The sequence below is a fragment of the Paenibacillus sp. FSL P2-0322 genome (assembly GCF_037975315.1).
Classification (GTDB): Bacteria; Bacillota; Bacilli; order Paenibacillales; family Paenibacillaceae; genus Paenibacillus; species Paenibacillus polymyxa_B.
The window spans coordinates 4083505-4110493 of record NZ_CP150243.1 but is presented as its reverse complement, the minus strand read 5'-3'; the positions used below and the strand labels follow the sequence as shown (position 1 = coordinate 4110493).

General features: G+C 45.9%; 22 protein-coding genes. 21 read left to right on the top strand and 1 reads right to left on the bottom strand.

The annotated features are described in order from the left end of the window. Positions 1-155: 155 nt before the first annotated feature. From MKY24_RS18050 to holA, 6 genes are all read left to right on the top strand, one after another. Positions 156-308 (top strand): hypothetical protein, encoded by a 153-nt coding sequence (locus tag MKY24_RS18050; protein ID WP_252508906.1) that lies wholly within the window; start codon positions 156-158, stop codon positions 306-308. Beyond that, on the top strand, positions 238-2778 hold the full coding sequence (locus tag MKY24_RS18045; RefSeq protein ID WP_339202360.1) for a DNA internalization-related competence protein ComEC/Rec2: 2541 nt from the start codon (positions 238-240) through the stop codon (positions 2776-2778). The genes MKY24_RS18050 and MKY24_RS18045 overlap by 71 nt, the downstream gene beginning before the upstream one ends. Positions 2779-2943: 165 nt before the next feature. Next, positions 2944-3933, top strand: a complete 990-nt coding sequence (locus MKY24_RS18040) for an iron-hydroxamate ABC transporter substrate-binding protein (RefSeq protein WP_081365967.1) — start codon at positions 2944-2946, stop codon at positions 3931-3933. Positions 3934-4161: 228 nt separating this feature from the next. Then, a complete protein-coding gene (locus tag MKY24_RS18035; RefSeq protein WP_013311184.1) occupies positions 4162-4710 on the top strand; it encodes a sigma-70 family RNA polymerase sigma factor in 549 nt (182 codons plus the stop codon). Next, positions 4707-6170, top strand: coding sequence for an anti-sigma factor (locus MKY24_RS18030; RefSeq protein WP_339200543.1), 1464 nt, complete (start codon positions 4707-4709; stop codon positions 6168-6170). Before MKY24_RS18035 ends, MKY24_RS18030 begins: the two co-directional genes overlap by 4 nt. Before the next feature lie 213 nt (positions 6171-6383). After that, the gene (gene holA / locus MKY24_RS18025; protein ID WP_013311182.1) at positions 6384-7415 is read left to right on the top strand and encodes a DNA polymerase III subunit delta; all 1032 of its coding nucleotides are present in this window, start codon (positions 6384-6386) and stop codon (positions 7413-7415) included. A gap of 140 nt (positions 7416-7555) precedes the next feature. Here holA and rpsT read toward each other — a convergent pair whose 3' ends face one another. Beyond that, on the bottom strand, positions 7556-7828 hold the full coding sequence (gene rpsT, locus MKY24_RS18020) for a 30S ribosomal protein S20 (RefSeq protein WP_013311181.1): 273 nt from the start codon (positions 7826-7828) through the stop codon (positions 7556-7558). A gap of 198 nt (positions 7829-8026) precedes the next feature. Between rpsT and gpr the strand changes: the two genes are divergently transcribed. The 15 genes from gpr (at position 8027) to MKY24_RS17945 (ending at position 26982) form a co-directional block, all read left to right on the top strand. Continuing rightward, positions 8027-9028 (top strand): GPR endopeptidase, encoded by a 1002-nt coding sequence (gpr, locus tag MKY24_RS18015; protein WP_023989518.1) that lies wholly within the window; start codon positions 8027-8029, stop codon positions 9026-9028. Between the two features lie 226 nt (positions 9029-9254). Continuing rightward, positions 9255-10514 (top strand): stage II sporulation protein P, encoded by a 1260-nt coding sequence (locus tag MKY24_RS18010; RefSeq protein WP_339200542.1) that lies wholly within the window; start codon positions 9255-9257, stop codon positions 10512-10514. Positions 10515-10541: 27 nt separating this feature from the next. Further along, on the top strand, positions 10542-11054 hold the full coding sequence (locus MKY24_RS18005; protein ID WP_076295466.1) for a hypothetical protein: 513 nt from the start codon (positions 10542-10544) through the stop codon (positions 11052-11054). 71 nt (positions 11055-11125) lie between these two features. Next, positions 11126-12940 carry a translation elongation factor 4 gene (gene lepA, locus MKY24_RS18000; RefSeq protein ID WP_023989515.1) on the top strand — a complete coding sequence of 605 codons (1815 nt, stop codon included), beginning with the start codon at positions 11126-11128 and terminating at the stop codon, positions 12938-12940. Positions 12941-13349: 409 nt separating this feature from the next. Beyond that, positions 13350-14537 (top strand): radical SAM family heme chaperone HemW, encoded by a 1188-nt coding sequence (gene hemW / locus MKY24_RS17995; protein ID WP_025723343.1) that lies wholly within the window; start codon positions 13350-13352, stop codon positions 14535-14537. Positions 14538-14701: 164 nt separating this feature from the next. Then, positions 14702-15178 (top strand): N-acetyltransferase, encoded by a 477-nt coding sequence (locus tag MKY24_RS17990; protein ID WP_013311174.1) that lies wholly within the window; start codon positions 14702-14704, stop codon positions 15176-15178. A 976-nt stretch (positions 15179-16154) separates the two neighbouring features. After that, the gene (hrcA, locus tag MKY24_RS17985) at positions 16155-17186 is read left to right on the top strand and encodes a heat-inducible transcriptional repressor HrcA (protein ID WP_013372178.1); all 1032 of its coding nucleotides are present in this window, start codon (positions 16155-16157) and stop codon (positions 17184-17186) included. A gap of 121 nt (positions 17187-17307) precedes the next feature. Beyond that, a complete protein-coding gene (gene grpE, locus MKY24_RS17980; RefSeq protein WP_013311172.1) occupies positions 17308-17880 on the top strand; it encodes a nucleotide exchange factor GrpE in 573 nt (190 codons plus the stop codon). 87 nt (positions 17881-17967) lie between these two features. Beyond that, a complete protein-coding gene (gene dnaK, locus MKY24_RS17975; protein WP_023989512.1) occupies positions 17968-19812 on the top strand; it encodes a molecular chaperone DnaK in 1845 nt (614 codons plus the stop codon). A gap of 247 nt (positions 19813-20059) precedes the next feature. After that, positions 20060-21190: a molecular chaperone DnaJ gene (gene dnaJ / locus MKY24_RS17970; RefSeq protein WP_023989511.1), complete on the top strand. Its 1131-nt coding sequence runs from the start codon at positions 20060-20062 to the stop codon at positions 21188-21190. Between the two features lie 155 nt (positions 21191-21345). Further along, on the top strand, positions 21346-23001 hold the full coding sequence (gene dcuS / locus MKY24_RS17965; RefSeq protein WP_076295465.1) for a DcuS/MalK family sensor histidine kinase: 1656 nt from the start codon (positions 21346-21348) through the stop codon (positions 22999-23001). Continuing rightward, complete coding sequence (dcuR, locus tag MKY24_RS17960) at positions 22994-23701, top strand: two-component system response regulator DcuR (RefSeq protein ID WP_160789664.1); 708 nt, start codon at positions 22994-22996, stop codon at positions 23699-23701. The genes dcuS and dcuR overlap by 8 nt, the downstream gene beginning before the upstream one ends. 121 nt (positions 23702-23822) lie before the next feature. Then, positions 23823-25169 carry a 2-hydroxycarboxylate transporter family protein gene (locus tag MKY24_RS17955; protein WP_023989508.1) on the top strand — a complete coding sequence of 449 codons (1347 nt, stop codon included), beginning with the start codon at positions 23823-23825 and terminating at the stop codon, positions 25167-25169. 62 nt (positions 25170-25231) lie between these two features. Further along, complete coding sequence (locus MKY24_RS17950; protein ID WP_250239593.1) at positions 25232-26428, top strand: malic enzyme-like NAD(P)-binding protein; 1197 nt, start codon at positions 25232-25234, stop codon at positions 26426-26428. Between the two features lie 179 nt (positions 26429-26607). Then, positions 26608-26982, top strand: coding sequence for a hypothetical protein (locus MKY24_RS17945; protein ID WP_013311164.1), 375 nt, complete (start codon positions 26608-26610; stop codon positions 26980-26982). The last annotated feature ends 7 nt before the right edge of the window (positions 26983-26989 follow it).

The window sequence follows — 26989 nt, the reverse complement described above, 5'->3', positions numbered from 1 at the left end:
ACAAATGCTATTTTGTCAGAGGTTCTTTTTGTTTTGTGTTTTTTGGACAGAAAGCAATGTTTCCTACCGGAAGGTGATTGTATTCAAGCTAAACTTGTGTTAACTAGACCTATATTGACCCTTACTGTTTGTTGGATTACAGGAAGTGCAGGGGCATGTCTGTATTCTGGACGGATGCTTTTGTTGCTCTGGGCGGGGGTTACCCTGATCTTTCCGCTTATAGCTTTATGGATGAAAATCCCCATCCGGCATATGGTATTACTTTGGCTTGCATTCAGCGGTGGTGGATTTCATTGGTATTGGCATGATACGCATAATGTTAGCAGTATTCCCGATGCTCTCCATGTATCGTCTTCTATGGTGGAAGACATGTCTGTTCAAGCAGCAGGGCTTATCGCTTCTGAAGTACAGGTAGATGGTGATCGAACACAGTTTGAGATGAGAGTCACCTCAATCAATCACTACGGAAGTCATTCGAAAAAGGACGAGAATCGTGCACTAATTTCGGAACAGGTCATTGTTCATATCAAGTTGGCTGCCAAGCAGGAACAGCAACTTGCGGCAGCGTGGCAACGTGGAGATGCAATCCTACTGCGTGGCACCTTAAAGGCTCCTGCAAAAGCGGGGAACTTTGGTGGCTTTGATTACAGTGAATACCTGCACACACAGGAAATCCACTGGCTTTTCAAAGGCGATGGGGCAGCCTCGTTACAGAAGCAGGAGGCTTCACTGTGGAACCGCTACACTTTGTTCAGATGGAATGATCAGCTTAGGGAGCAGCTAGGGCAGAGAATGGAATCGGCATTTACATCACTTCATCACGCAGGATATATGAAAGGACTGGTACTTGGGGTAACAGATGAGTTGGACCCAGCAACGTATAACGAGTTTACGCAGCTTGGTTTAACGCATATTTTAGCAATATCGGGGATGCATGTGGCGGTATATGCAGCTACACTATTATATTTACTCAAGCTACTAAGAGTTAGCCGCGAGACATCTCTTACGGTCGTGATGATACTCATTCCGGCTTATGTCCTGCTGACAGGTGCCTCTCCCTCTGTTGTGAGGGCGGGAATTATGGCGATGATCGGCTTGTTTGCAGCCCGACGAGGTATGCTCAAAGACGGACTTAATATTCTAAGTATATCCGCGTTGCTCATGCTGATTTGGAATCCATATTATCTACTTAGTGTCAGCTTTCAGCTTTCCTTTTTGGTGACAGGTGGGTTGCTCATTTATATGCCGCTTATGAAGCCGTTTTTCGCCAAATGGCCTTTCCTAATCGGCGGTGAAGTTGCGATTACAATTACGGCACAGCTTGTTTCGTTTCCAATGACGGTATTCTACTTTAATCAATTTTCGTTGTTATCATTTACGGCCAATTTTGTGCTTGTACCCCTTATTACATATATCGTGCTTCCATTAGGTACGGTGGCGATGGGGCTTTCCTTTTTGTGGGGGGATGGGGCTCGTATTCTTGCGTGGCCGGCAGAGCAATTGAACGATTTGACCTTTTTACTAGTGAAATGGCTGAATGTAGATGATGCTTATGTGAGTATTTGGCCGTCTTCTTCCATCCTGTGGGTCATGGCGTATTACGCAGCTCTGTACAGTGTTTTGTACTGGCTCAAAAGGTGGCTGACATCCCGCAGGCAAACGAACGACATTACCGTCTTGAATTCTACTGCCATTTCATCACCTATATATACAGGATTAGCAGCTTCTCCAGAATGGGCGGCTATATTGCATACGGCTCCTGAACCTGAGGGAGCAGGGAAATTTGCAAGTCGACAGTGGAATGGTTATCGTCATTTGGCACTGGCTCTAAGTGTTATTGCTTGGCTTGGAATATTGTATACAGGTTACCAATCTCCTGGTGAGGGAAATACGGGAATTGTTCAATATCTGGATGTGGGCCAAGGTGACAGCATTTTAATTACAACACCGGGCGGGAAACATATCTTGGTTGATGGTGGGGGTACAATGGATTTTGCGACAGGGAAAAATGCTTGGCGCAAGCGTGCAGATCCCTACGAGGTGGGTGAAGATACGATTGTACCCTTGCTAAAGCAACGAGGTGTGCATCGCCTGGACGCTGTCATTTTAACGCATGGAGATCATGATCATGCCGGAGGACTACAGGCTGTGCTTGACCAGATTCCCGTATCTACTTTGTTTTTTAACGGTACCCTGACAGATAAAACCCCATTCCGTAAGCTGTTGAACACGGCTTTAGACAAGCAGATCAAGCTGTATGGTGCACATCATAGTATGGAATGGGAACCAGACCAGGCTACGAAAATCCGCTTTCTCTATCCGTTTACACTACCGGAGAACGAATCTGAGCAGTTGCCTGTTATGAAGGAACAGAATCATTACTCTGTTGCCATGATATTGGAGATGGAGGGAGCCTCTTTTTTGTTCACAGGAGATATGGATGATGCAGCAGAGTCGTCGTTGCTCTCTGAATTAACTCGTTTTTCATCAAGTGTGAAAGATGAGGGAGCAACGGGGGAAGTAAGGAAAGCTATAGATGTCATGAAAATAGCACATCACGGCAGCAAGTACTCCACCTCGGAAGAGTGGTTATCCTACTGGCGACCGAAAGTATCTGTTATTTCGGTCGGTGCGACCAATACTTACGGACATCCGAATGAAGCGGTATTGGAACGTTTATCGGCAGTTAATTCTGCTATATATCGAACAGATACGATGGGAGAGATACAGATTCGAGCACAGCAAGGAAAACTGAGTGTGCGGTACCAACGCAAATAGTTTTTTCAATCCTTTTTTATCAGTACAACAACACACTAAAACGGGTGCTCACTCTCAGGAGTGGGCTGTTTGCTTTGAATCCAATCTGCATGGACAGTAGCTGTAAGCTTTGATAGAATCATATGTGTAATGAAAATGAGAATCATTATTAATGGGAGGAATATTGTGAGTTATTTTAAATTCAGAGCATCAGCTTGTTTGTTCATCATTTCGTTAATGCTGGTATTGAGCGCATGCGCTACAAGTGGGGGTGGGACTGTAACAGAAAGCGGTCAATCGACTGCTCTCAAGACCACATCAACTGGAGATGAAGCTGCCACACGTACATATGAAAGTGATAAAGGTACAATTACTCTTCCTGAGCATCCCCAGCGTGTCGTAGTGGCAGTCGATGATTATGTAGGTGATGTGCTAGCACTTGGTATTACACCTGTAGGGGCTCCAGACACTGTATTTGATGCTCCATACTATAAAAAATATTTGAATGGTGTTGCAAATATCGGTGACAGTTCCGCATTGTCCCTTGAAAAGGTAATCACCCTGAAGCCGGATTTGATCATTACCTATGATGAGAAAGCGTATGAAAATCTGAAAAAAATAGCACCTACAGTATATATTCCATATGGTAAATATCAATATAAGGACCGTCTGATGGAGCTGGGCAAAGTGTTAAACAAGGAGCAGGAAGCGAAGAATTGCCTGGCTGATTTTGCAACCAAGATTGCTGAGAAGAAACAGGCTTTGTCTGACGTCATTGATTCGGGTAAAAAAATCGCTATTTTTGAGATTACAGGAAAAGAATTATATCTATATGGAAAATCTTATGGACGTGGAGGAGCCATACTTTATGATGAGCTGGGACTTCATGCTCCTGAGAAGGTAGAAAAGGCAGCGTTCGAGAAGGGATGGGCCAGCATTTCAATAGAGGCTTTACCGGAGATGCTGGGCGATGCCGATTATTTAATGTTGGGTATTAGAGGCGACGGAACAGACCAAGGAAAAGATATTTTATCTAAAAGTGTGTGGAAGAACCTTTCTGCCGTTAAAACAGGTAAAGTATATCAATACTCAATCGACGATTTTTATTTTCAAGATCCGATTGCTCTGACTTATCAATTAGAACTCATATCTGATTTTTTGGTTTCCAAGAAGTAACAATATGATCTTGCAGCTCGATAGGCTAGCATTTAGATGTATGTAGGAGCTAGGGGAAGGTGACTACCTTCCCTTTTTCTGTTATTCTAAGGGAGGATACGCTGGGGATTCTGGGCTTTTTGGTATAATTTTTTTTGTTGAAAAAATAAAATTAGTGTCAGACGTCTATCCTGCAACAATTTGCAAAATGGATGCGTCTGTAATATTGCAGGGAGAGGGGGATCCTTTGTGGTAGAGCAGGGACTCATTCGAGCCGCTCAATCGGGCGATCGCGACGCTCTCATTACCCTATTAAGAGAGATAGAACAGCATGTGTACCGTACGGCATATTACATTCTAAACAATGAGCAGGACGCCATGGATGCTTCACAAGAAGCCCTCATACGGATCTATTCCAAAATTAACTCTTATGAGGAAAAAGCGCAGTTTAAAACCTGGGTCCAACGCATTGTAACGAATATATGCATCGACAAATTCAGAAGAACGAAGCCCTCGGTTTCCATTGACGAGCACGACATGATATTCAACGATCCCCAAAACGTGGAGGTCGAGGTGTTGACCTCTTACATGGCACAGGATGTTCGTGAGGCTATACAACAACTTCCGGAGCACCACCGGACGGTAATTGTCTTAAGATATTTGCAGGATTTCTCCTATAACGAGATTGCAGATTCTCTGGATTTGCCGCTAAATACGGTCAAGTCATACTTATATCGTGCAAGACAGCAATTGCAAGGGCTACTTCAGGAATATCAGAAAGGTGGTGTATCAGGATGAAGTGTGGGGAAGAGGTGATGGATTGGATGCAGCGTTATGTGGATCATGAGCTGGGCGAAGAAGAGACGTCCCAATTAATGAACCATATTGCGACTTGCCCGGACTGTGCGGAAAAATTTCTTATTCTTCAGACACTCTCTCGCGAGCTGGAGGAATTGCCTACGGTTTCCCCGGCGTTCAGCCTGGTGGATTCCATCATGCCTCAGCTTGATGCCATTGACCGCGCACGTGAAGAGCAGGGAAGTGCGCTTCAGGAAATGCAGCCTGTGGCTGTAAAACCTGGACCAGTGCCTAGACAAAGTACCCAGCCTACACCTTGGTGGAACCGAATGGCTGGACGCGCTGCCATGGGCGTGGCTGCCGCTGCTGTTGTACTGGGGATTGTAGTGTTTAACTTCGAGCCTAAAACAGTGCAGGATGCGGAAGGCATACTTACAACCCAGACGCCCGAAGTGACGAATCCGCAGAATCAGACGGAAATTCTTCCAGGTACAGCCAATGGCAGTGGAGGCCGTGATGCAGCCATTGGTTCGGATTCTACACAGCAGCCGTCAGAGCAGGGGCAAGGAATGGATGCATCTCAGCTACCTGCGGATAAAGATCCTGACCTGAGCAAACAAGGTGCAACCAATGCAGATGATGAAAAGAACTCTTCCAAACGGGATGCTGGGAAACGTGACGATCAGCGAGCTGGGGAGGAAGATTCGACGAAGTCTGCACCAGCTGAACATTCTTCTCATCAGGATGAAGGGCAGGGACAGCTACGTATGGATCGTCAGGTGACAAAGGAAAATCCGTCTGCTGGAGATGCTCCTAAATCTGAGGACAAACAGTTAAGTCAGGAAAAATCTGATCGATCCACGATTGCTCCTGCTGAACAGGTGGAACCGAAAATGGAAAAAGCACCCCTAGCGGATACGGGTACCGCTCAGGACGATAATAATGGTAATACAAGTACGAATGATTCTTCTTCGTCGCTTAGTCAGGATTTGAAGGTACAGGATCGAATTGCGTCAAATGAAACGTCGAAAGAAACGACTTCCAAAAGTATCACAAAGGATTCGGGCAATGCCTTGGGAACGGATAGCAGCAATGCAGCTTCTAATGATCAGCAATCATCCGTGTCGCAAGACCCGGTTCGTAAAGAAGGATTTGTATCTAATTCACTGGTCTCTCCGGACAACAATAATGCTTCCAGCTATAGTGCCCAATCTGCCTCTACAGATCAGCTCAACTCGCCAGATGGTAGCTATGCGGTGGCTATTGAGGGCAAAAAGCTGAAAGTGTATAAGCTTTCTGATAACGGTGTAGACCGAACAACACTGGAAGTCCGTACTCTAAAAGGTGCCTGGGTCAAAGGAAGCTGGTCAGAAGACAGCCAGACCTTTATGTATGAGACGGAGCAGGATGGGACAGCAAGTAAATATACGTACACCGTCCCGCGCAGCACTGGAAAATAGTTTCCGTAAGTTGGCACACTTTTAAAAACAGAGAATATACTATATGAACCGACGTCGTATCCCGACGGCCGAAAGTTTCTAGAGCTTTCTGCTGCCGTGTTGATATAGATGGTGGTGAAGGGATCCTGTCTATAGGCAGGGTCCCTTCGTTTGTATCATGACTTGCCTTCCGGTCGGATGTCGGGTACGATCAGTGGGTGGGGGGAACGGAAAATGGATGTAAAAACAGCCTCTAAGGCTATTCGCAAAGGCGACATTTCGCCAGTGTATTTGCTATACGGCAGTGAAAAATATCAAATGAAGCAGTTTGTTGAGATGCTTAAAGAGAAAGTGGTGGAAGAGGAGCATCGTGACTTCGCCATCATTCCTTATGATTTAACCGAAACGCCAATTGAGGTGGTTGTGGAAGAGGCGGAAACAGCGCCTTTTCTGGTGCCAAAGAAGCTGATTATTGTACGGGATACCAGTGTATTTGCAGCAGGCAAAGATAGCGGTAAGATAGAGCACCGGCTTGAGACGCTGTTGACTTATATGGATAACCCGACTGACTATAGCGTCATCGTTTTTACGGTTCAGGCTGAAAAGTTGGATGAACGGAAAAAGATTGTCAAAAAGCTGAAAAGTGATGCTTCGGTTATTGCTTTTGCTCCAATGGGTGGAGATGATCTTATAGCTTGGATCCATAAGCGTGCAGGAGAAAGAGAAGTGCAATTGGCTGCAGGAGCTGCTGAAAGCCTCATTCAATTCACAGGTACCGGGCTGCAATCCTTGGCTGCCGAGATAGACAAGCTCTGCTTGTACGCAGGAGCACAGGGAACGATCTCATCCGCTGATATAGAATCCCTGGTGCCTCGTAACACAGAGCAAAACGTATTTGCGATGGTTGAGGATCTGGCTAATTTGCGGCTGGATAAGGCGCTTAGTATTTTTTATGAGTTGCTTAAGCAAAAAGAGGAACCGATCAAGATTGCCGCTTTGATCACGCGACAGTTCCGTATTATGTTGCAGGTCAAAGAGCTGGCAGGTCAAAGCTATTCCCAGCAACAAATTGCCAGTCAGCTTAGTTTGCATCCTTATGGGGTGAAAGTTGCAGGGGACCAAGCGCGGAGGTTCCGCCCTGAGCAGCTGCGTCAGCTTCTCTACGAATTGGGCGAGCTGGATTATCATATGAAAACAGGTGTCGTTGACAAGGTACTGGGACTGGAGCTATTTTTGATGAAAATGGGTGCGGGGGCTTCAATCTAATCCCCCATGTGCTGTTATAGAGTCAGCTCATGTAGCGTGGAAAGCTGACTCTATAAATTAACAAAAGTTATAAACTAAAAAAACCTGATCAGCCAAGGCTGGTCAGGTTTTTTTCATTAACGTATGAAAGTAGCTCTTGCTTACGCTTGAGCTGTAAGAGCGTTAAGTTTTTTCGCCAAGCGGGATTTCTTGCGAGCAGCTGCATTTTTGTGGATCAGACCTTTAGTTACAGCCTTGTCCAGCTTTTGGGAAGCTACTTTGAAAGCAGCAGCAGCAGTTTCAGCTTCGTTACCTACCAACGCTGTATCGGCAGCTTTTACTGCTGTACGAAGCGCGGATTTTTGGGAAGCGTTCAACGCACGGCGTTTGTCGCTAGTTTTAACGCGTTTGATAGCGGATTTGATGTTTGGCATTACATTCACCTCCTGTAAAGGCATTACTTATGAACACAAACGTTTCACAACTTAAAATATTTTAGCATGCCACACCTCAAATTGCAATAAGAAAACATTCTGAGGCGATGCGAATTACAGGATGAAAATGGATGTGCATAAACCTGTTGGGTGTCTCGCACACTATAGTCAAAGATGGTATCCAAGGAGGCTTAAAAGATGGATCTGGATTTGCAGAAGTATGCGGTACGCACGGATTTGGCATTAGAGGCAAGAGAACTGGCCGAACGGGATCAGCCTGTACCTCTGTCGGGCATAAGTGAGAACGTGGAGGAAGATAACGGAATCAAAATCACACGGCTGGACGTACTGAATGAAGAAGGAGCCAACCGTATTGGGCGGGTACAAGGGCATTACGTCACGTTGGAAGTACCCGGCTTGCGTGAAGGCGACACGGGGCTCCAGCAACGTGTAGCTATTGCATTTGCAAAAGAAATGGAGCATTTTATACAAAAAATAGGGATCTCTAATACGGCAAAGGTACTGGTGGTAGGTCTGGGCAACTGGAACGTTACTCCCGATTCGCTGGGGCCGCTTGTCGTTGAAAATTTGATGGTGACTCGTCAATTTTTTGAACTGACACCTGATCAAATCAACCCGGGCTATCGAGATGTGAGCGCAATTGCACCGGGCGTCCTGGGTATTACGGGGATCGAGTCCAGTGAAATCGTTCAAGGCATCGTGGATCGCACAAAGCCAGAACTGATTATTGCAATTGACGCTCTGGCGTCACGTTCACTGGAGCGCGTCAATACGACCATTCAGGTGGCTGATATCGGGATACATCCAGGTTCAGGTATTGGCAACAAGCGGCGCGGTATCACCAAGGATATTATGGGTGTTCCGTGTATCGCTATCGGCGTTCCGACGGTATGCTACGCTTCTACCATTGTCAATAACGTAATCGAACTGATGAAAACACATTTTACCAAAGAAAAGGCTTCTACAAAAGCAATCCTGGGGATGTTGGACGATATTTCAGAACCTGAGAGACTTGGGCTGGTGAGAGAGGTACTGCAGCCGCTGGGGCATGATCTGATTGTGACTCCTAAAGAGATCGATGAATTTATTGAAGATATCGCGAACATCATTGCTACTGGATTGAACGCTGCTCTGCACGAAGCTGTTGATCCTGGCAATGTCGCCGCGTATACGCATTAATCAAGGGTTGGTAAAATCGTATTTCGATACACGAAAGTCTCTATTTAACAGGAATCTAATTCTCTTTCAAAAAGGGAGGTGATATACCTGTAGTAGAGATTTTTTGTGTTCTAGTAATTGTTCTCCGTTCATAGAGTTGAAGTATAAGAGATTTCCGCAGCAGATAGGAACCCTATGTTCCGAATATAAAGCGGGTTTCGACGGGACGAAGGAGGACAAGGCTCACATGAAAAAAATTCAGACCTGGAACGTCGGAAGATGGAGAAGAAAAGGTATCGAAATTTTGGCGATGGGACATACGCTTGTGCTGCTGATCATGGGCTCGGCGCTTTTATTTGTCGTTTTGGGGCTAGGGGGATTGGCAGAAAATCGTCTACAAACATCTCCTGTTTCTTCGATGAAAGGATTGGCAGGTTCGGTGTCTAGCGGTTTTTTTGCGGATATGCTAGGTATGGAAGTACCTCATTTGGCACAAAAGAAGCAGCAATCTTCGTTGTCGGGTGAACAATGGTCGCCTTTTGTTTTTCAGATGCTTACAGGTATTAATCCGCAGGATCCCAAAAGTCTCATTTCTCGTGAAATTCCTGGCATGTCTGCGGGAGCGCCTGTCTTGCTGCGCAAGGGTTCGGGGAACACAAAGGTAGAGGGTCCTACGGATTATCAGCCCGATCAGGGAACGGCGGATGCCCCTGGTGGCTCAGATGCATCTGAGAACCCACCGACTACTACGCCGGATATTCCGACAACACCGCAAACAGATCCGGCACGTGAAGATCATCCAGGTGATACGGCCAAAGGGTACAAGCGTATATTAATCTACCATTCTCATCCCAGAGAAGCATATAACCCACTACTCAGCAAAACCAGTTCCAACCCCAATTCAGGTTCTAAATCAGCCAATGTGTCAAGGGTAGGGGACTTCGTAAAGAAGAGGCTGGAAAATCAAGGGATATCCACACTGCATGTAAACAAGGATTATGCCACTACAGTTCAAAATTACAATTGGAACTATTCCTATAAATATTCACGCGAAACAGTCAAGGAAGCTTTAGCTGGAAATAAAGGTTTAACTTATTTGCTTGATATCCATCGAGATTCACAACGTCACGGAAAAACAACAGCAACCATTAATGGGCTCTCTTATGCCAAGGTGTATTTTATTATCGGACATGACAACAAAAATTGGCGCGAAAATGAAGCTTTTGCTGCTCGTATTCATGAAAAGCTGGAAAAATCGTATCATGGCGTATCACGTGGTGTATGGGGGAAAGATGGTGGCAAAGGCAACAACGGTGAATACAATCAAAGCTTATCTTCGCATAGCATTTTAATTGAAATCGGGGGTATTGACAACACCGAGGAGGAGTTGAAACGCACCTCAGACGTTTTGGCGGACATGATCGGTGAAGTGTATTGGGAAGATCAGAAAGCTCAGAAAGCGGGCACTAACGTATCGGATACAAAAAAGAGCAACAGCGGCAATTAAATGAGGTAGCGGTAAGGGGGGAAGGTAATGTCTGGACATTTTCGTAAGAAAGCACTTGGATTTGTATTGCTCATGGGGGCAGGTATTCTACTGGGTATGCAACTGGCAGGATCTGGCCTGCGTTCAGTGTATGGACCGGAATGGAACGGGGATACGATTCAATCGGTAAATCAACAGAAAGTCGGATATGAACAGACGGTTATTGAGGATACACCCGCAGCTAACGCTCGTGCATATAGCGGTACGTATAGCACAAGTGGAAATGTTAAGGTTGAGCCGAAAACGGGAGCGGGTATAAATGAAGCTAGTGGAAGGGAAGAAAATGAGGAGCAGACGGAACTCGGGGCATCCAGGTGGTATTCGACGACTGCGCAGCATGTCAATACTCAGGACCTGGAGACACCGCGTGAACTGTTATCCGTCAAGGGACAACAAGCTTCGGTGGATACCATGGCGGACAAAACGGCTGGGCTGCTGCAAAACCTATCAAGACAGGGGATTCGATGGGTTGTGTCTGTTTTTGACGGAGTGACAGAATAGAAATATTGCTGACCCCCTATACAACTGCTATAATAAGCTGATTGACACTAGGCATTGTGTGGGGGTAAGGCATGACTGACATATTGGCAAGACAACGTAAAATTCGGAACTTTAGTATCATTGCACATATAGACCACGGTAAATCCACGCTGGCTGACCGGATTTTGGAATACACCGGTGCACTCACATCCCGTGAAATGCAGGAGCAAGTGCTTGATCAGATGGATCTGGAACGGGAGCGCGGGATTACAATCAAGCTCCAGGCAGTGCGACTCACTTATAAGGCCGATGACGGCGAAGAGTACATTTTGAATCTGATTGATACACCGGGACACGTCGATTTTACCTATGAGGTTTCCCGAAGCTTGGCGGCCTGTGAAGGGGCCTTGCTAGTTGTAGACGCGGCACAGGGTATTGAAGCACAGACATTGGCTAACGTATATTTGGCGTTGGACAACAATCTGGAAATTCTGCCAGTGCTTAACAAAATTGATTTGCCAAGTGCCGATCCTGAACGGGTGAAGCAGGAAATCGAGGATGTTATCGGCTTGGATACGAGCGAGACTGTCCACGCATCGGCCAAAGCTGGAATCGGTATCAAGGAAATTTTGGAACAGGTGGTCAGAAGCGTACCTGCTCCGCAAGGGAATCCGAATAATCCGCTGAAGGCGCTTATTTTCGATTCGCATTATGATCCATATAAAGGCGTTATTGTGTATGTCCGCGTCGTAGATGGTAGCATCAAGGCAGGTTCCAAAATTAAAATGATGGCAACTGACAAAACGTTTGAGGTTATTGAAGTTGGTGCTTTCATGCCACGTATGAGCATCGTGGACGAGCTGAACATCGGTGATGTTGGTTTTATCGTTGCTGGTATCAAGCATGTGGGTGATACGCGTGTCGGGGATACGGTGACAGATGCAAAAAATCCAACATTAGAACCGATGCCAGGCTATCGGAAAATTAATCCGATGGTATATTGCGGTCTGTATCCAATCGAAACATCGGAGTATAACGATCTGCGTGAGGCGCTTGAAAAGCTACAACTGAACGATGCTTCGCTCAGCTTTGAGCCAGAAACATCAAGCGCGTTGGGTTTTGGCTTCCGTTGTGGATTCCTTGGTCTGCTTCATATGGACGTTATTCAGGAACGGATTGAACGTGAATTTAACATTCCACTGATTACAACGGCACCAAGCGTTATTTACCGTATTAAGTTGACGAATGGGGAAACAATCCAGATCGACAACCCATCGAATTATCCGGAAATCGGACGGATTGAACATGTGGAAGAGCCCTATGTAAGAGCAGGTATTATCGTCCCTAATGATTACGTAGGTACGGTGATGGAGCTTTGTCAAACCAAACGTGGTGAGTACGTAAATATGGAATACTTGGATACGACACGGGTAACCATTACGTATCAAATTCCGCTGTCTGAAATCGTATATGATTTCTTCGATCAGCTTAAATCAAGTACCAAAGGTTATGCTTCCTTTGATTATGAGATTTCAGGCTATCGCCAGTCCAACCTGGTGAAAATGGATATCTTGTTGAATGGCGAGCAGGTCGATGCGCTGTCGTTCATCGTGCATAGAGATCGGGCTTATCATCGCGGACGTATTATCTGTGAGAAGCTGCGCGAGCTAATCCCGCGTCAAATGTTCGAGGTGCCAATCCAGGCATCTGTGGGAACAAAGGTCGTGGCGCGTGAAACCGTTAAGGCGATGCGTAAAAACGTCTTGGCCAAATGCTACGGCGGCGATATTTCCCGTAAACGGAAGCTGCTTGAAAAGCAAAAAGAGGGCAAGAAGCGTATGAAGCAGGTCGGTAACGTAGAAGTACCACAGGAAGCATTTATGGCGGTACTGAAAATAGATGAGTAAAGCTGCTTGAAGTATTCGTCCATTCTTTCATGGGGCATTTGCCGTGCATGGAGAATGGACGTTATTTATTTGAGCAAGCTATCCAGAGATGGAGTATTTGTTATCTCAGTTGCAAAAATAGTATAACAACAGTATCTTTAGCGTATTTCTAAAGATACTTTACTCTTACTGCAACACCTACATCACAAAAAATGACCGATGGTGGTGGGCAGCAGCAGAGTGGATGGAATCGTTCTGAAGAAGCGTTAGCGTTCGCCTTTATCCCCGGATTTTACCCTATTAAGTTTATTTACAAAGAAAAAATCCGGGGGTAACAGCGATCGGAAGAATGATCCATCCACGGAGCGTTCTCCCCCCTCTTCGCCATTTTTTTCAATCACCACACACTGAATTGACAAGGAGGATCGGTATGACCGCATCCATACAAAAACATGAACATTCATCCGCGCCTCAAGCGGTTTACCTGCATATACCTTTTTGCACGAATAAATGCTTTTACTGTGATTTCAACTCTTATGTGCTCAAGGATCAACCTGTTATGGAATATCTGTATGCACTGGAACGGGAGATGGAACATACAGTCAAGCTTCACCCGCCAGGAGAGATTAAAACCATTTTTGTCGGGGGCGGAACACCAACTACCCTAAACCCGAAAGAAATGGAATATTTCCTGAAGAGCGTCCGAACCTATTTCCCAAATTGGGCGGAAGATATTGAGTTTTCCATGGAAGCCAATCCAGGCACCACTGATTTTGAAAAACTCTCTGTGATGAAAGAAGGCGGCGTCAATCGACTCAGCTTTGGTGTACAGGCTTTTCAGAATGAGCTACTCACAGGCATAGGTCGTATTCACAGTACAGATGACGTATATCGCAGTTTGGAAAACGCCCGTAAGGTTGGCTTGGACAACCTGTCGATTGACCTGATGTTCGGTTTGCCGAACCAAACGGTGGAGATGCTGCATGAAAGCGTCAGTAGAGCGCTAGAGCTGGAGCTTCCTCATTACTCTATCTACAGCTTGAAGGTTGAAGAAAACACACTCTTCCATACGCTGTACCAGAAAAATCAGCTGCCACTTCCACATGAGGATGACGAACTGGAAATGTATTTACTCCTCATGCGTCGCATGAAAGAAGCGGGGTATGAGCAGTATGAGATTAGTAATTTCGCAAAACCAGGCTTGGGGAGCAAGCACAACATGACCTATTGGCGAAATGAGGACTATTACGGTCTCGGCGCTGGGGCACATGGATATGTTGGCAGAGAGCGTCATATGAACATTAAAGGCATTAACCCTTATGTGGAGGCTAGTCGTAATGGCTTACCACGTCTGGATAGCTTTGAGGTGCCGGCGGCGGAAGCCATGGAGGATTTTCTTATGGTCGGTTTGAGAATGCTAGAGGGCGTATCCAAGTCCCGCTTTGAAGCTCAATTCGGTCAGGCATTGGAGGATACGTTTACTGCTCCTCTCGGAAAAATGCTCAATGCGGGGTTAATCGAATCAATTGAGGACGGTTATCGTTTGAGTGAACGCGGCATTTTATTCGGAAATGATGTATTTGCAGAGTTCATCGGTTCAATCACGGTAAATTCATAAGTCGTAAGTCGTAGGCTTCAATACAGTACGTTTCAACTTCGTAAGCTGGGACAATCATTTTATAACACTATTCTGTCACAGCAGGGTAAATGGAGTATTGCGATTCTATGCGTGATGTTGTATATTTATTCATTATATGCGGCAAGCGGCAGGAGGAGAGCAAGATGGCTTCAGTGTGTAAAGATGTATTGTGCAGAAGTGCGGTTCCTGAGGATGTGGAGCCTTTATATCAAATGATTAGCGGCTATGCAGAGCGGGGGATTATGCTGCCACGTTCGAGGGAAGTGCTTACGCGCCAACTGGAGCTATTTATTGTTGCAGAGGTGGACGGCGAAGTTGTTGGTTGTGGTTCTTTATGCAAATTGGGCGCTGATCTGGTAGAGATTCGCTCCCTTGGCATCTCTGAGGGACATAAAGGTATGGGTATTGGCTCCAAGCTCGTGGAGGGCCTTATTATAGAAGCACGGCGGCAACGTATTCCTAAAATTATGGCATTGACCTACGAGGTCTCCTTTTTTATAAAAAACGGTTTTGATGTAGTAAGTAAAGAGATTTTCCCTGAAAAGGTATGGACCGACTGCATTCACTGTAGTAAACAAAACAATTGTGATGAAATCGCAGTGTTGAAAGTACTGAACTGACCTGTCAATAATGAGGTCAGTTCTTTTTTCATCAGGCCATAATCGTGCGTTTGTTATACAGCCTACATTGTTTAATCCTGGTTCATTTCTCATATGCTTTGAGCAACCACCAAATGAATTGATGATGAGGCTCCAGTTCGGAAGGTATTCCATTCAGGCTTCTTATGGGATGGTCCTTATGATAATCAGTATCATTATAAAAGTATGAAGTGCCGTCTAATGGAACTCGGTGTTTATATTTATACAAGGCGACAACATATCTTTCAGACGCTCCGCTTCTGCTTGGACTATATGTATATCCTTCCCAATCGGCTAGTGTTAAATCATCGTAATGTTGTATTGCCGATATACTGTATTTTATTTGCTTGGGAATACTTGGACTGAATTCTTGAGGTTAAAACAAAATGGTATTCCATATGCTTAAAAGTATTGTAGGAACCAAGATTAAGGCACAACACAGGGGGCTTAATTTACGAATTAGATGGATGACTGAAATAATAAGGGCTGCATTCAGGATGAAAACCAATGGCAAAGCAACTATTCTTCCTAGTCCTGTATACGGAAACAACTCAATTAAAATCTGAAACATACAAATTGTAGGTAAAAGTGCGATCGATGCGTATAAAAGATTGCGGCGATTAGTTCTCAAATTTAATTCCTCCTCAAGGACAAAGAAGCTATAATGGTATGGAGACATAGTCTCGAATTTTTCTATTTTCTGTGTCACTATACATAAATACGGTTTTTATACGCTGGATATTGAGATTTTTCGTGAAAAAGTGTAAACGTTGTGGATTCATTCCAGTAAACTAAACTGTTGTGATAAATCTTGTTTATTGAAAATACTGAACTGACTTGACAATGATCAGGTCGGTTTGGTATTTTTGTATTAACGGTTAGCACTCATCGCGAACGAGTGCTAATGATTCCATTTAACAATCATGCTATTATGGATAAACAACAAGGGGGGATTCGCTTGTTAACCGAACGTCAGAGACTCATTCTGAATGCGATTATTGATGACTACATTCGTTCGGCTGAGCCAGTGGGTTCCCGCAGCATATCCAAAAGGCAGGATGTCGGATTCAGCCCGGCCACGATCCGTAATGAAATGTCGGATTTGGAGGAACAGGGCTATCTGGAGCAACCCCATACTTCAGCGGGACGCATCCCGTCTCATAAAGGTTATCGTTATTATGTGGACCATCTGGTGCCACTGAATACGCTGAAGCCTATGGAAATGCGGGAACTGAAAGCCTTTTACGCCGAAAAGCTGAATGTAATGGAGCAAGTGATCCAGCATGCGTCAGGCATTTTGTCCCATATGACCAATTATACTTCCATCCTGCTTGGGCCGGAGGTTTTTCATACTTCATTGCGTCATTTTCAGCTGCTGCCGCTCAACGAAACGACGGCTGTGGCGATAATCGTGACCAATACCGGTCAGGTGGAGAATAAAACGGTAGATATTCCACCGGGAATTTCGATTTCCGAGATGGAGAAGGTTGTGAATTTACTGAACAGCAAGCTGGTCGGTGTGCCGATTTATCAGCTTAAATCGCGCCTTTACACCGCACTTGGTCAGGAGATGGAGAAGCATGTGTCTCATTTTGAGGACGCTATGAAGGTGCTGGATAAAGCACTGGATAATGAATCGGATCAGCGCTTGTATTTGAGCGGTGCGACGAACATGCTCAATCAACCTGAATTTAAAGATGTAGAAAAGGTTAAACATATTCTCGATCTGCTGGAGGAAACACCAACGCTGCTTAAACTAATGACACCTGTTGCCGGGGCACCTGAAATTCAAGTCCGCATCGGCACTGAAAATGATCATGAGGCGTTTGCCAATTGCAGCCTGATTACTGCTACGTATGCAGTAGATGGAGAAGCGTTGGGCACTATAGGCATACTGGGTCCGACACGGATGGAATATGCGAGAGTTATTAATATTTTGGGTATCCTGTCTAAGGATTTGACCGCAATGCTAACGCAACGGTTTAAATAGAACAAGACCGCATAGGTTGCGGTACTACATGTTCCGCGCCGGGATACGGTTTGTATCCTGCGCGGGTGCATTGTTGCGTGTTTTTGTAAAGGTAGTTATGACTTGAAGGAGGTGAAACATTTTGAAGGAAGAACAAGCGTTCCAAGAAGAAAAACAACAAAATGTAAGCACAGAGGAAGCCGCCGAAACGAGCCAGCAGGAAGAGCCGGTTAATGAAGCGGCAGCACTGGAAGACCAAGAAAGCGAAACAGAGCTGACTAAGCTTCGCGCACAGGCGGAAGAGCATCAACAGCGGTTTTTACGCGCTCAGGCGGATTTTGATAATTTTCGCCGTCGTACGCTGAAAGAAAAAGAAGACCTTGCCAAATATGCATCTATGAAGCTGGTTACCGAGTTGGTGCCTGTTTTGGATAACTTCGAGCGTGCGCTGGCAACAGCACCGCAAGGAGCGGAGTCTGAGTCATTCAGCAAAGGCGTGGAAATGATTTTCCGCCAGTTTGAGAGTGTGCTTCAGGCAGAGGGTGTAACGGCCATGAATTCGGTGGGACAACCGTTTAATCCGGATTTCCATCAGGCTATTATGCAGGTGGAGAGCGAAGAGCATGAGGAAGGCATCGTCGTTGAAGAGGTACAAAAAGGATACATGCTGAAGGACAAGGTGCTTCGTCCAGCGATGGTAAAAGTGAGCATGTAGCTTTTTCAATATACATTAGAAATACATCATTTTGATTCAACCATTCTGGCCTGCGGGCCTCGTATATACAGAAGGAGGAATTGTCCGATGAGCAAAGTAATCGGTATTGACTTAGGTACAACCAACTCTTGTGTGGCTGTTATGGAGGGCGGCGAAGCGGTCGTTATTCCAAATCCGGAAGGCGCACGCACAACCCCTTCCGTTGTTGGTTTCAAAAAAGATGGAGAACGTACTGTAGGGGAAACGGCAAAACGCCAAGCAATTACGAACCCGGATCGTACAATCATGTCCATCAAACGTCACATGGGTACAAACCATAAAGAAAGCATTGACGGCAAGGAATATTCCGCACAGGAAATTTCCGCTATGATTTTGCAAAAGCTGAAATCCGATGCTGAAGCTTACCTGGGACAAACGGTTACTCAAGCTGTTATTACTGTTCCAGCTTACTTCAATGACGGTCAACGTCAAGCAACCAAGGATGCAGGTAAAATTGCCGGTCTGGAAGTTCTGCGGATTGTCAACGAGCCAACAGCAGCTGCATTGGCATATGGTATGGAAAAATCCGAAGACCAAACGATTCTCGTGTATGACTTGGGTGGCGGTACATTCGACGTATCCATTCTGGAACTGGGCGACGGTTTCTTCGAAGTTAAAGCAACAAGCGGCGATAACAAGCTGGGTGGCGATGACTTTGACCAAGTGATTATTGATTACCTCGTAAATGAGTTCAAAAAAGATCAAGGCATCGACCTGAGCAAAGATAAAGCTGCTGTACAACGTCTGAAAGATGCAGCGGAAAAAGCGAAAAAAGAACTGTCCGGCGTACTGACAACGACGATTTCTTTGCCGTTTATCACAGTAGCTGATGGCGTTCCACAGCATTTGGAGTTGAACCTGACTCGTGCGAAATTTGAAGAATTGTCTGAAGGTCTGGTAGAACGTACATTGGGACCTACTCGTCAAGCAATGAAAGATGCAGGCATGAGTGCCAGCGACATCGACAAAATCGTTCTGGTCGGCGGTTCCACACGTATTCCGGCTGTACAAGAAGCAATCAAAAAGCTGACAGGTAAAGAGCCACACAAAGGCGTAAACCCTGATGAAGTGGTAGCTTTGGGCGCGGCAGTTCAAGCGGGTGTACTGACTGGTGATGTGAAAGACGTCGTTCTCCTTGACGTAACTCCACTGTCCCTCGGTATTGAAACCGCAGGTGGCGTGTTTACTAAAATGATTGATCGTAACACGACGATCCCTACGAGCAAATCGCAGGTATTCTCGACATATGCCGACAATCAGCCTAGCGTAGAAATTCACGTGTTGCAAGGTGAACGTGAAATGGCAGCAGGCAACAAAACACTGGGTCGTTTCCAATTGGGAGATATCCCTCCAGCACCACGTGGTGTACCACAAATCGAAGTTACCTTTGATCTGGATGCGAACGGTATCGTGAACGTATCCGCTACAGATAAAGGCACAGGCAAAAGCCAAAAAATTACGATCACATCTTCCAGCGGCTTGAGCGACGAGGAAGTAGAACGTATGATGAAGGATGCCGAGTTGCATGCGGAAGAAGATAAAAAACGCAAAGATTTGGTAGAAGCGAAAAATGCTGCGGATCAACTGATCTACTCTGTAGACAAAACGATTAAAGATCTGGGCGAAAAAGCGGATGCAGGCGAAGTCGAAAAAGCAAATGCAGCTAAAGAAAATCTGCAAAAAACGCTGGAAACCGACAACCTGGAAGACATCAAAAAAGCTACTGAAGAACTGACTGAAATCGTTCAGCAATTGTCTGTGAAGCTATATGAGCAAGCTGCTCAAGAAGCACAGGCTCAACAAGCTCAAGATGGCGCAGCAGACAGCAAAGGCCGCGACAATGTGGTTGACGCGGACTATGAAGTTGTTGACGAAGACCAGAAGAAAGACTAAGCTACGGATCGGGTAGTGGTAGCTTTACGGTACACCGATGCGTTATGATATACTGAATAGTAATTGCAGCGTAGCTGCCTTGATAAATAACAATTAGCCGAAGGGTAACAGTTATTTCCAAGATAAATAAGCATATTACGGGTTGTACTGCCTTGAAATGATGGGAAGGTCAAAGCCGGGTCATCCCGTGCCTTTGGCTTTCCTTTTATATGTAGTGCAGACACGTTGTAGGCATGGGGGTGGAACATTGGCTGATAAGCGTGATTATTATGAGGTGCTGGGCGTCGCGAAGGGCGCTTCGGATGAAGAAGTCAAAAAGGCTTACCGTAAGCTTGCGCGTCAGTATCATCCGGACGTGAACAAGGCTGCGGACGCGGAAACTAAATTTAAAGAAGTGAAAGAAGCTTACGATGTTCTCAGCGATGGTCAGAAGCGGGCAAGATACGATCAGTATGGTCATGTAGACCCGAACCAGGGCATGGGAGGCGGCTTCGGTGGTGGCGCCGACTTCGGTGGCGGGTTTGGCGATATTTTTGATATGTTCTTTGGTGGCGGCGGCAATGGTCGACGTGATCCGAATGCACCGCAGCGTGGGAACGATCTTCAATATACGATGACGATTGAATTCAAGGAAGCGGTGTTCGGTAAAGAAACCGACATTCATATTGAACGTACGGAAACATGTGATACGTGTCACGGTACGGGAGCCAAAGCGGGTACTCAACCACAAACCTGCTCCGTCTGCCACGGCAGCGGACAGGAAGAAGTGGTGCAGAATACACCGTTTGGTCGCATGGTTAATCGACGCGCCTGCTCCAATTGCGGCGGTTCCGGTAAAATCATTAAAGAAAAATGTACGACTTGTAGCGGTTCGGGTCGGGTACGCAAGCAACGTAAAATTCATATCCGCATTCCAGCGGGTGTAGATGACGGCGCACAAATGCGTATTAACGGTGAAGGCGAAGGCGGTGTCAACGGAGGACCGGCAGGTGACTTGTACGTCGTGTTCCGTGTGAAATCGCACGACTTCTTTGAGCGTGAGGGAGACGATATCTACTGTGAAATTCCGCTGACGTTCTCACAGGCAGCATTGGGAGATGAAGTCGAGATCCCAACGTTGACCGAGAAAGTGAAGCTGAAAGTTCCAGCAGGTACGCAAACAGGTACTTACTTCCGTCTTAAAGGAAAAGGTGTGCCAAAACTGCGTGGCGTAGGTCAGGGTGACCAGCATATTAAGGTCGTTGTGGTAACGCCTAGTAAGCTGAGTGAAGAACAAAAGGATTTGCTGCGTCAATTCTCTTCGCTTAGCGGAGAGCAGACACATGAGAATGAGCAGTCTTTTTTTGACCGTGTGAAGCGCGCCTTCCGAGGCGACTAAGCCCAATTAGGAATCGCGGAGCTTCAACCATGAATCAAAGGAAACTATTCCGCAATTGCGGGATAGTTCCTTTTTTTATATTCACGTAAACACATACATAACCATTTTTGTATAGGCATGTTGAACTGTTGAGACTTAATATCAAGTAGAAAGGGGTGAGTTCCATCGGAAATGTACAGCTCAAGCTACGTCGGGGTAAACCACTATTAAAGCTCAGAGGCCTAATTACACTGCTAGTATGTCTAGTTATGGCACTTGTGCTTCTGCCTGTAACCCTGTTATTTGCTGAGAGAGTGGAACATGAAACTGAGAAGGGACTGGAAGAAAAGGCAATGTCCATCGCGCGTACACTCGCCCATACGCCGCTTATTGTCGAGCAATTGCAAGGGACGGGTTCGTCTCCTTCTATGCAGGAGTATGTGAAGAGGGTTTCAGCAGCAAATCACATCCAGTTTATCGTGGCTATGGATATGAAGGGAATTCGTAAAACGCACCCGGATGCTAGGATGATCGGCAAAGCCTTTGTCGGCGGAGACGAGTATACTGCACTTCATGGCCATGAGAGCGTGTCCGTTGCGAAGGGAACATTGGGCTTGTCCATGCGAGCCTTTTCCCCCGTGTTCAGTTTAACGGGGAAACAGGTAGGGGCGATTGTTGTTGGTATATCCATGCAAGATGTACAGATGGCTCAGGAAGGCAACAACCGTCTTATTGCTATCGCCATTGGCACTGGAATGTTGATTGGTACTGGAGGTGCGGTTGTGCTGGCTCGTAAAATCAAAAATATGCTAGTCGGACTGGAGCCGCCGGAAATCGCACGCTTGCTGGAGGAACGCAGCGCTATGTTGCAATCCATCAAGGAAGGGGTTATTGCGGTAGATGAATTCGGTCGCGTCATGCTGATGAATGCAGAAGCGATACGTCTGCTTAGGCAAGCGGGGATTGAAGATTTCTCATTCTCCGGACAGGAGATTACCGTTTATTTATCCGCTTTTCGATTGCAAGAGGTCTTGGAAGCGAGTACTCCACAGATGGATGAGGAAATGGAGCTGGGTGGAATAACCTTGCTGACCACCAGTGTTCCGATACGGGTCAAAGGGGAAATTGTGGGAGCAATTGTAACCTTTCGGGATAAAACGGAGATGAACCAGCTTGCGGAACGTTTGACAGGAGTGTCCCTGTACACGGAAGCACTACGTGCGCAGGCTCATGAATTTATGAACAAGCTGCATGTCATTATGGGGATGGTACACTTGGGAATGTACGATAAACTGGAGCATTACATTATGGATGCCGTCGAGCATCATCAAGTGGAAATTGGCTCCATCACCCGGCAGATCAGGGACCCAGTTATGGCAGGGTTTGTGTTGGGGAAATTAAGCCGGGCCAGAGAAGTAGGGGTGATTTTTGAACTGACTCCAGGTAGTTACTTGCCCGAATCCAGTCAAACTCAGACGACGCATGAACTGATTACTATTCTTGGCAATCTGTTTGATAATGCGGTGGAGGCGATGGAATCTTTGGAGCACAAACGGATTACCCTTTCACTTTATTATGAGGAAAGCCAGAAGAACGGCTATCTGACCTGTATCATGTGCGATAATGGTCCGGGTATACCGGAAGGGCTTGTGAAGGCTATATTTGAAAAAGGTTTTTCGACCAAGGGAGAGTCACGAGGGATGGGTCTTTATCTGGTGACGCAAAGTGTGAAAAGATTACAGGGAAGCATAAAGTTGATCCCAGCCGAGCAAGGGTGCTGTTTTCAGATTACGATTCCATACATTATAGCGGGGAATGATGAACATGATTAATGTCCTGATTGTAGAAGATGATCCGATGGTTGCGGAATTTAACCGCAAATATATGGAGCAGGTGGAAGGTTTTCGATGTGGGGGTTGGGCTTCTTCTGTGGAAGAGGCTAAGAAATATATAGCTGAACAAGCCATTGATTTGATATTGCTAGATGTGTATATGCAGGAAAGCAATGGCCTCGATTTACTGTCATTCATACGGGAGACAGGTGTAAATATAGATGTCATTGTCATCTCGGCTGCAAGTGACATGAACAGTGTCAAAAAAGCGATGAACTTCGGCGCGGTGGATTACTTGATTAAGCCGTTCCACTTTAACCGTTTTTTGGAGGCCCTCACGGGGTACCGAGAGCACATTAGCATCGTGCGTGAGCGCAGCCTACTTTCGCAGGAAGAACTGGACCGACTGATTTATCATAAAAGCTTGACTAAAGACTTGGCACGGTTGCCCAAAGGCATAACTAAATCCACGCTGTCTATGATATGGAATTGTATCCAGCGGCATAATAAGGTGCTATTTTCCACCGAGGATATTGCGGAAAGTGCAGGGATATCCAGGGTGTCTATGCGCAAGTACCTGGCTTTTATGACAGAGATTGAGGCTCTTTCCATGGAAACCATATACGGTACCATAGGGCGTCCTGTTTACCAATACCGAATATTGCCACAGGCAGAAGGCATCATGAATAGTTTTATTTAAATCTTCTTTCTGATTACTTTAATTACAAAAGTGAATGATTAGTTTTAAAACCAAATAAAGCGTTTTCCAAGGTGTAGAATGGAAACATGATCATCATTCTTCACTTTATGGAGGGAGATTTATGGAAAATGCTACGAATCAGCCTGTCATTCAAAAGGGGCAAAGATGGAGTAAAAATTTTGTAGATGGCATCAGAATGCTGGGTAGGGTAAAGGTGGGGGTTATTCCTCTTCCACTCTATGCCGTGATCGCGCTAATTGTTTATGCAGCTGCAATTACTGAAAGACTTCCGAACGATCTGTTGGGCGGGTTTGCCGTCATCATGATTTTAGGTATACTTCTCAGTGATCTAGGGGCCAAACTTCCGTTGCTTAAGCATATTGGCGGGCCGGCCATTTTATCTCTTATGGTTCCATCGTTAATGGTATTTTGGAATATGTTCAGTCCATCTGCGATGGGTGCTGTACACACGCTTATGAAAACCTCGAATTTTCTTTACTTCTACATCGCATGTCTAGTAACGGGAAGTATTCTTGGCATGGATCGGAAAATGCTGATGAACGGAATTGTCAAAATTTTTGCCCCCATTATTATAGGATCTATTGCAGCTGTTGCCGTGGGGATGGTGGTGGGGATGGCTTTTGGCTATAGCGCCTATCATACATTTTTTTTCATCATCATTCCGATTATCTCCGGTGGGATTGGGGAAGGCATTTTACCGTTGTCCATTTCGTATGGATTGGTGCTGGGCAAGGATTCCGCAGTATTCGTATCCCAGTTTATCCCGGCTGCAATTATCGGGAACATTGTTGCAATCATAGGTGCGGGTGTTCTGAAGAGATTAGCAGAGAAAAATCCGAAAACTTCAGGTAACGGGAGGTTATTGAAACTGGAGAAAGATGCAGATAAGTTAGCTCCGGCAAGTTTGGAGCAATCGATTTCTTTTCCATTGATGGGAGGAGGTCTGCTGTTAGCTTGCACTTTCTTTATTGTGGGTAAGTTGCTGGAGCCGTATCTCCATATTCCAGGCCCGATCCTCATGATTCTGGCGGCGGCATTAATTAAGTGTATTCAGATCATGCCGAACACATTGGAGCAGGGAGCTTTTCACTTGTACAAATGTATAACGGCAAGTCTGACGTGGCCCTTGATGGTGGGATTGGGTATTTTGTATGTACCTTTGGATAGTGTAGTTGGGATTTTAACGGTTCCTTATGCCATCACCTGCGCATCTGTTGTAGTTGCATTGATTGTTACCGGATACTTCACAGGAAAATGGATTCACATGTATCCCGTAGAAGCTGCTTTAGTGACTAGCTGTCGCGGTGGATTAGGGGGCACGGGAGATGTAGCCATTCTGTCTGCGTCCAATCGGATGGAACTGATGCCTTTTGCGCAAATTGCAACACGTATTGGAGGGGCAGGCACGGTCATTTTAGCAACTTTGTTACTCCAATTATGGAGCTGATGAGTTTTATACACAGGACTAAGATTCATTCCAAATAGAGACATGGAAGGACGGAGAAAAATATGAGCAGTTTAATAGATGAAATTAGAGAATTACACGCAGGTGGCAAAATGGAGACCTTACCAAAGAAGCCAATTGAAACGATGGAGGGGCTGTCCAAAGTTTATACGCCGGGTGTAGCTGAAATCTGTATGGAAATCGCCAATGACCCAGCCAAAGCGTATCAATTAACAATCAAAAAGAATACAGTAGCAGTCGTATCAGACGGAACTGCGGTACTTGGATTAGGAGATATCGGACCGGAGGCCGCTATGCCTGTGATGGAGGGTAAAGCAGTGTTGTTCAAACAATTTGCAGGTGTTGACGCCTTCCCGATCTGTCTCGACACGAAGGACGCTGATGAAATTGTTCAAATTGTCAAAATGATTGCTCCTGCCTTTGGCGGCATTAATTTGGAAGATATATCTTCGCCACGCTGTTTTGAAATCGAGAGACGGTTGAAGCAGGAACTGGACATTCCAGTATTTCATGATGATCAGCATGGTACGGCAGTCGTTGTATTAGCGGGTCTGGTCAATGCATTAAAGGTATGTGGCAAAAAAATGGAGGATGTCAAAGTTGTATTTGCAGGGATCGGTGCGGCGGGTATGGCCTGCTCCCGTATGCTGCTTAAGGCAGGTGTACGCAATCTGATTGGCGTTGATCGACAGGGAGCTATTCATCGTGACGTGGAGTACAGTAACCCGCATTGGACAGAGTATGCGAACATGACTAATCCGCACAATTTAAGTGGAAGTTTATCCGATGTGATTGTGGGAGCTGATGTATTCATCGGTGTGTCAGGCCCGAATATACTGACTGTGGAGGATATACAGAGCATGGCAACTGATCCTATCGTGTTCGCCATGGCGAATCCGAAGCCGGAAATTGATCCGGCTGTAGCCGCACCTCATGTACGTGTGCTTGCTACTGGCCGCTCCGATTTTCCAAATCAAATTAACAATGTGCTATGCTTCCCGGGAATTTTCCGGGGTGCTCTAGATTGCCATGCTACGACGATTAATGAGGAAATGAAACTAGCTGCCGGACTTGCTATCGCTGATGCGATCTGTCCTGAGGAGCTAAGTGAAACTTATATCATACCGAATGTTTTTAATCCGAAGGTGGTTCAAAAGGTACGGGATGCTGTCATTCGTGCTGCATGGGAGACAGGAGTGGCCAAGTCAGGTGAAGCTCCGGCTGCTACTTTACACCCGTAAAAGTTATATTCTTCACAAACTATGGTTCACAGTCTTGGCCTGCTGTTCTCGATACCGCCTGATCCGTCTAGCCTTCGTAGGGAATATAAAATCGTGCCAATGAGCAGGATATAACAAAGCGTAACGCTCTATGCTCTTGAAGAGCAGTTGCGCTCAATACTACACAGGGAGATTTTGAGATGGGCGAAAAAAATATTTTGGCGTATTTCAAAAGTCCTGAGGAAGCACAGGGAGCCGCTAGAAAACTGGAAGCTCTCCGGGTAGCCGATGTGTCGATAGACCGATTTAGCCGGTATCCGCGGCAGTCTACTGGCAACGCCGGATTGCCTGTATTTTCAGGACAGATTAGCAGCTTGTCCTCACTGACACAGGGCGTGGACTTTACAGATGCAACTCCAGCAATACTGGCTGCAGCTGATCCGTCCGCCAGTGGCATGAGTGATGGAGGACAGGGCGGACCGACGGGCCGTGATATTTTGTTGACTGCTGTGGTGGATGAATCCATTCATCATCAGGCGATGTCCATCGTGGAACAAGCGGGTGGAATGCTGTGAAAAGTTT

Bases quoted from the DNA above. Each gene is read 5' to 3' on its own strand.
- MKY24_RS18050 (WP_252508906.1), top strand. From the start codon at position 156: ATGTCTGTATTCTGGACGGATGCTTTTGTTGCTCTGGGCGGGGGTTAC.
- MKY24_RS18030 (WP_339200543.1), top strand. From the start codon at position 4,707: ATGAAGTGTGGGGAAGAGGTGATGGATTGGATGCAGCGTTATGTGGAT.
- holA (WP_013311182.1), top strand. From the start codon at position 6,384: ATGGATGTAAAAACAGCCTCTAAGGCTATTCGCAAAGGCGACATTTCG.
- rpsT (WP_013311181.1), bottom strand. From the start codon at position 7,828: ATGCCAAACATCAAATCCGCTATCAAACGCGTTAAAACTAGCGACAAA.
- gpr (WP_023989518.1), top strand. From the start codon at position 8,027: ATGGATCTGGATTTGCAGAAGTATGCGGTACGCACGGATTTGGCATTA.
- MKY24_RS18010 (WP_339200542.1), top strand. From the start codon at position 9,255: ATGAAAAAAATTCAGACCTGGAACGTCGGAAGATGGAGAAGAAAAGGT.
- MKY24_RS18005 (WP_076295466.1), top strand. From the start codon at position 10,542: ATGTCTGGACATTTTCGTAAGAAAGCACTTGGATTTGTATTGCTCATG.
- lepA (WP_023989515.1), top strand. From the start codon at position 11,126: ATGACTGACATATTGGCAAGACAACGTAAAATTCGGAACTTTAGTATC.
- hemW (WP_025723343.1), top strand. From the start codon at position 13,350: ATGACCGCATCCATACAAAAACATGAACATTCATCCGCGCCTCAAGCG.
- MKY24_RS17990 (WP_013311174.1), top strand. From the start codon at position 14,702: ATGGCTTCAGTGTGTAAAGATGTATTGTGCAGAAGTGCGGTTCCTGAG.
- dnaK (WP_023989512.1), top strand. From the start codon at position 17,968: ATGAGCAAAGTAATCGGTATTGACTTAGGTACAACCAACTCTTGTGTG.
- dcuR (WP_160789664.1), top strand. From the start codon at position 22,994: ATGATTAATGTCCTGATTGTAGAAGATGATCCGATGGTTGCGGAATTT.
- MKY24_RS17955 (WP_023989508.1), top strand. From the start codon at position 23,823: ATGGAAAATGCTACGAATCAGCCTGTCATTCAAAAGGGGCAAAGATGG.
- MKY24_RS17950 (WP_250239593.1), top strand. From the start codon at position 25,232: ATGAGCAGTTTAATAGATGAAATTAGAGAATTACACGCAGGTGGCAAA.
- MKY24_RS17945 (WP_013311164.1), top strand. From the start codon at position 26,608: ATGGGCGAAAAAAATATTTTGGCGTATTTCAAAAGTCCTGAGGAAGCA.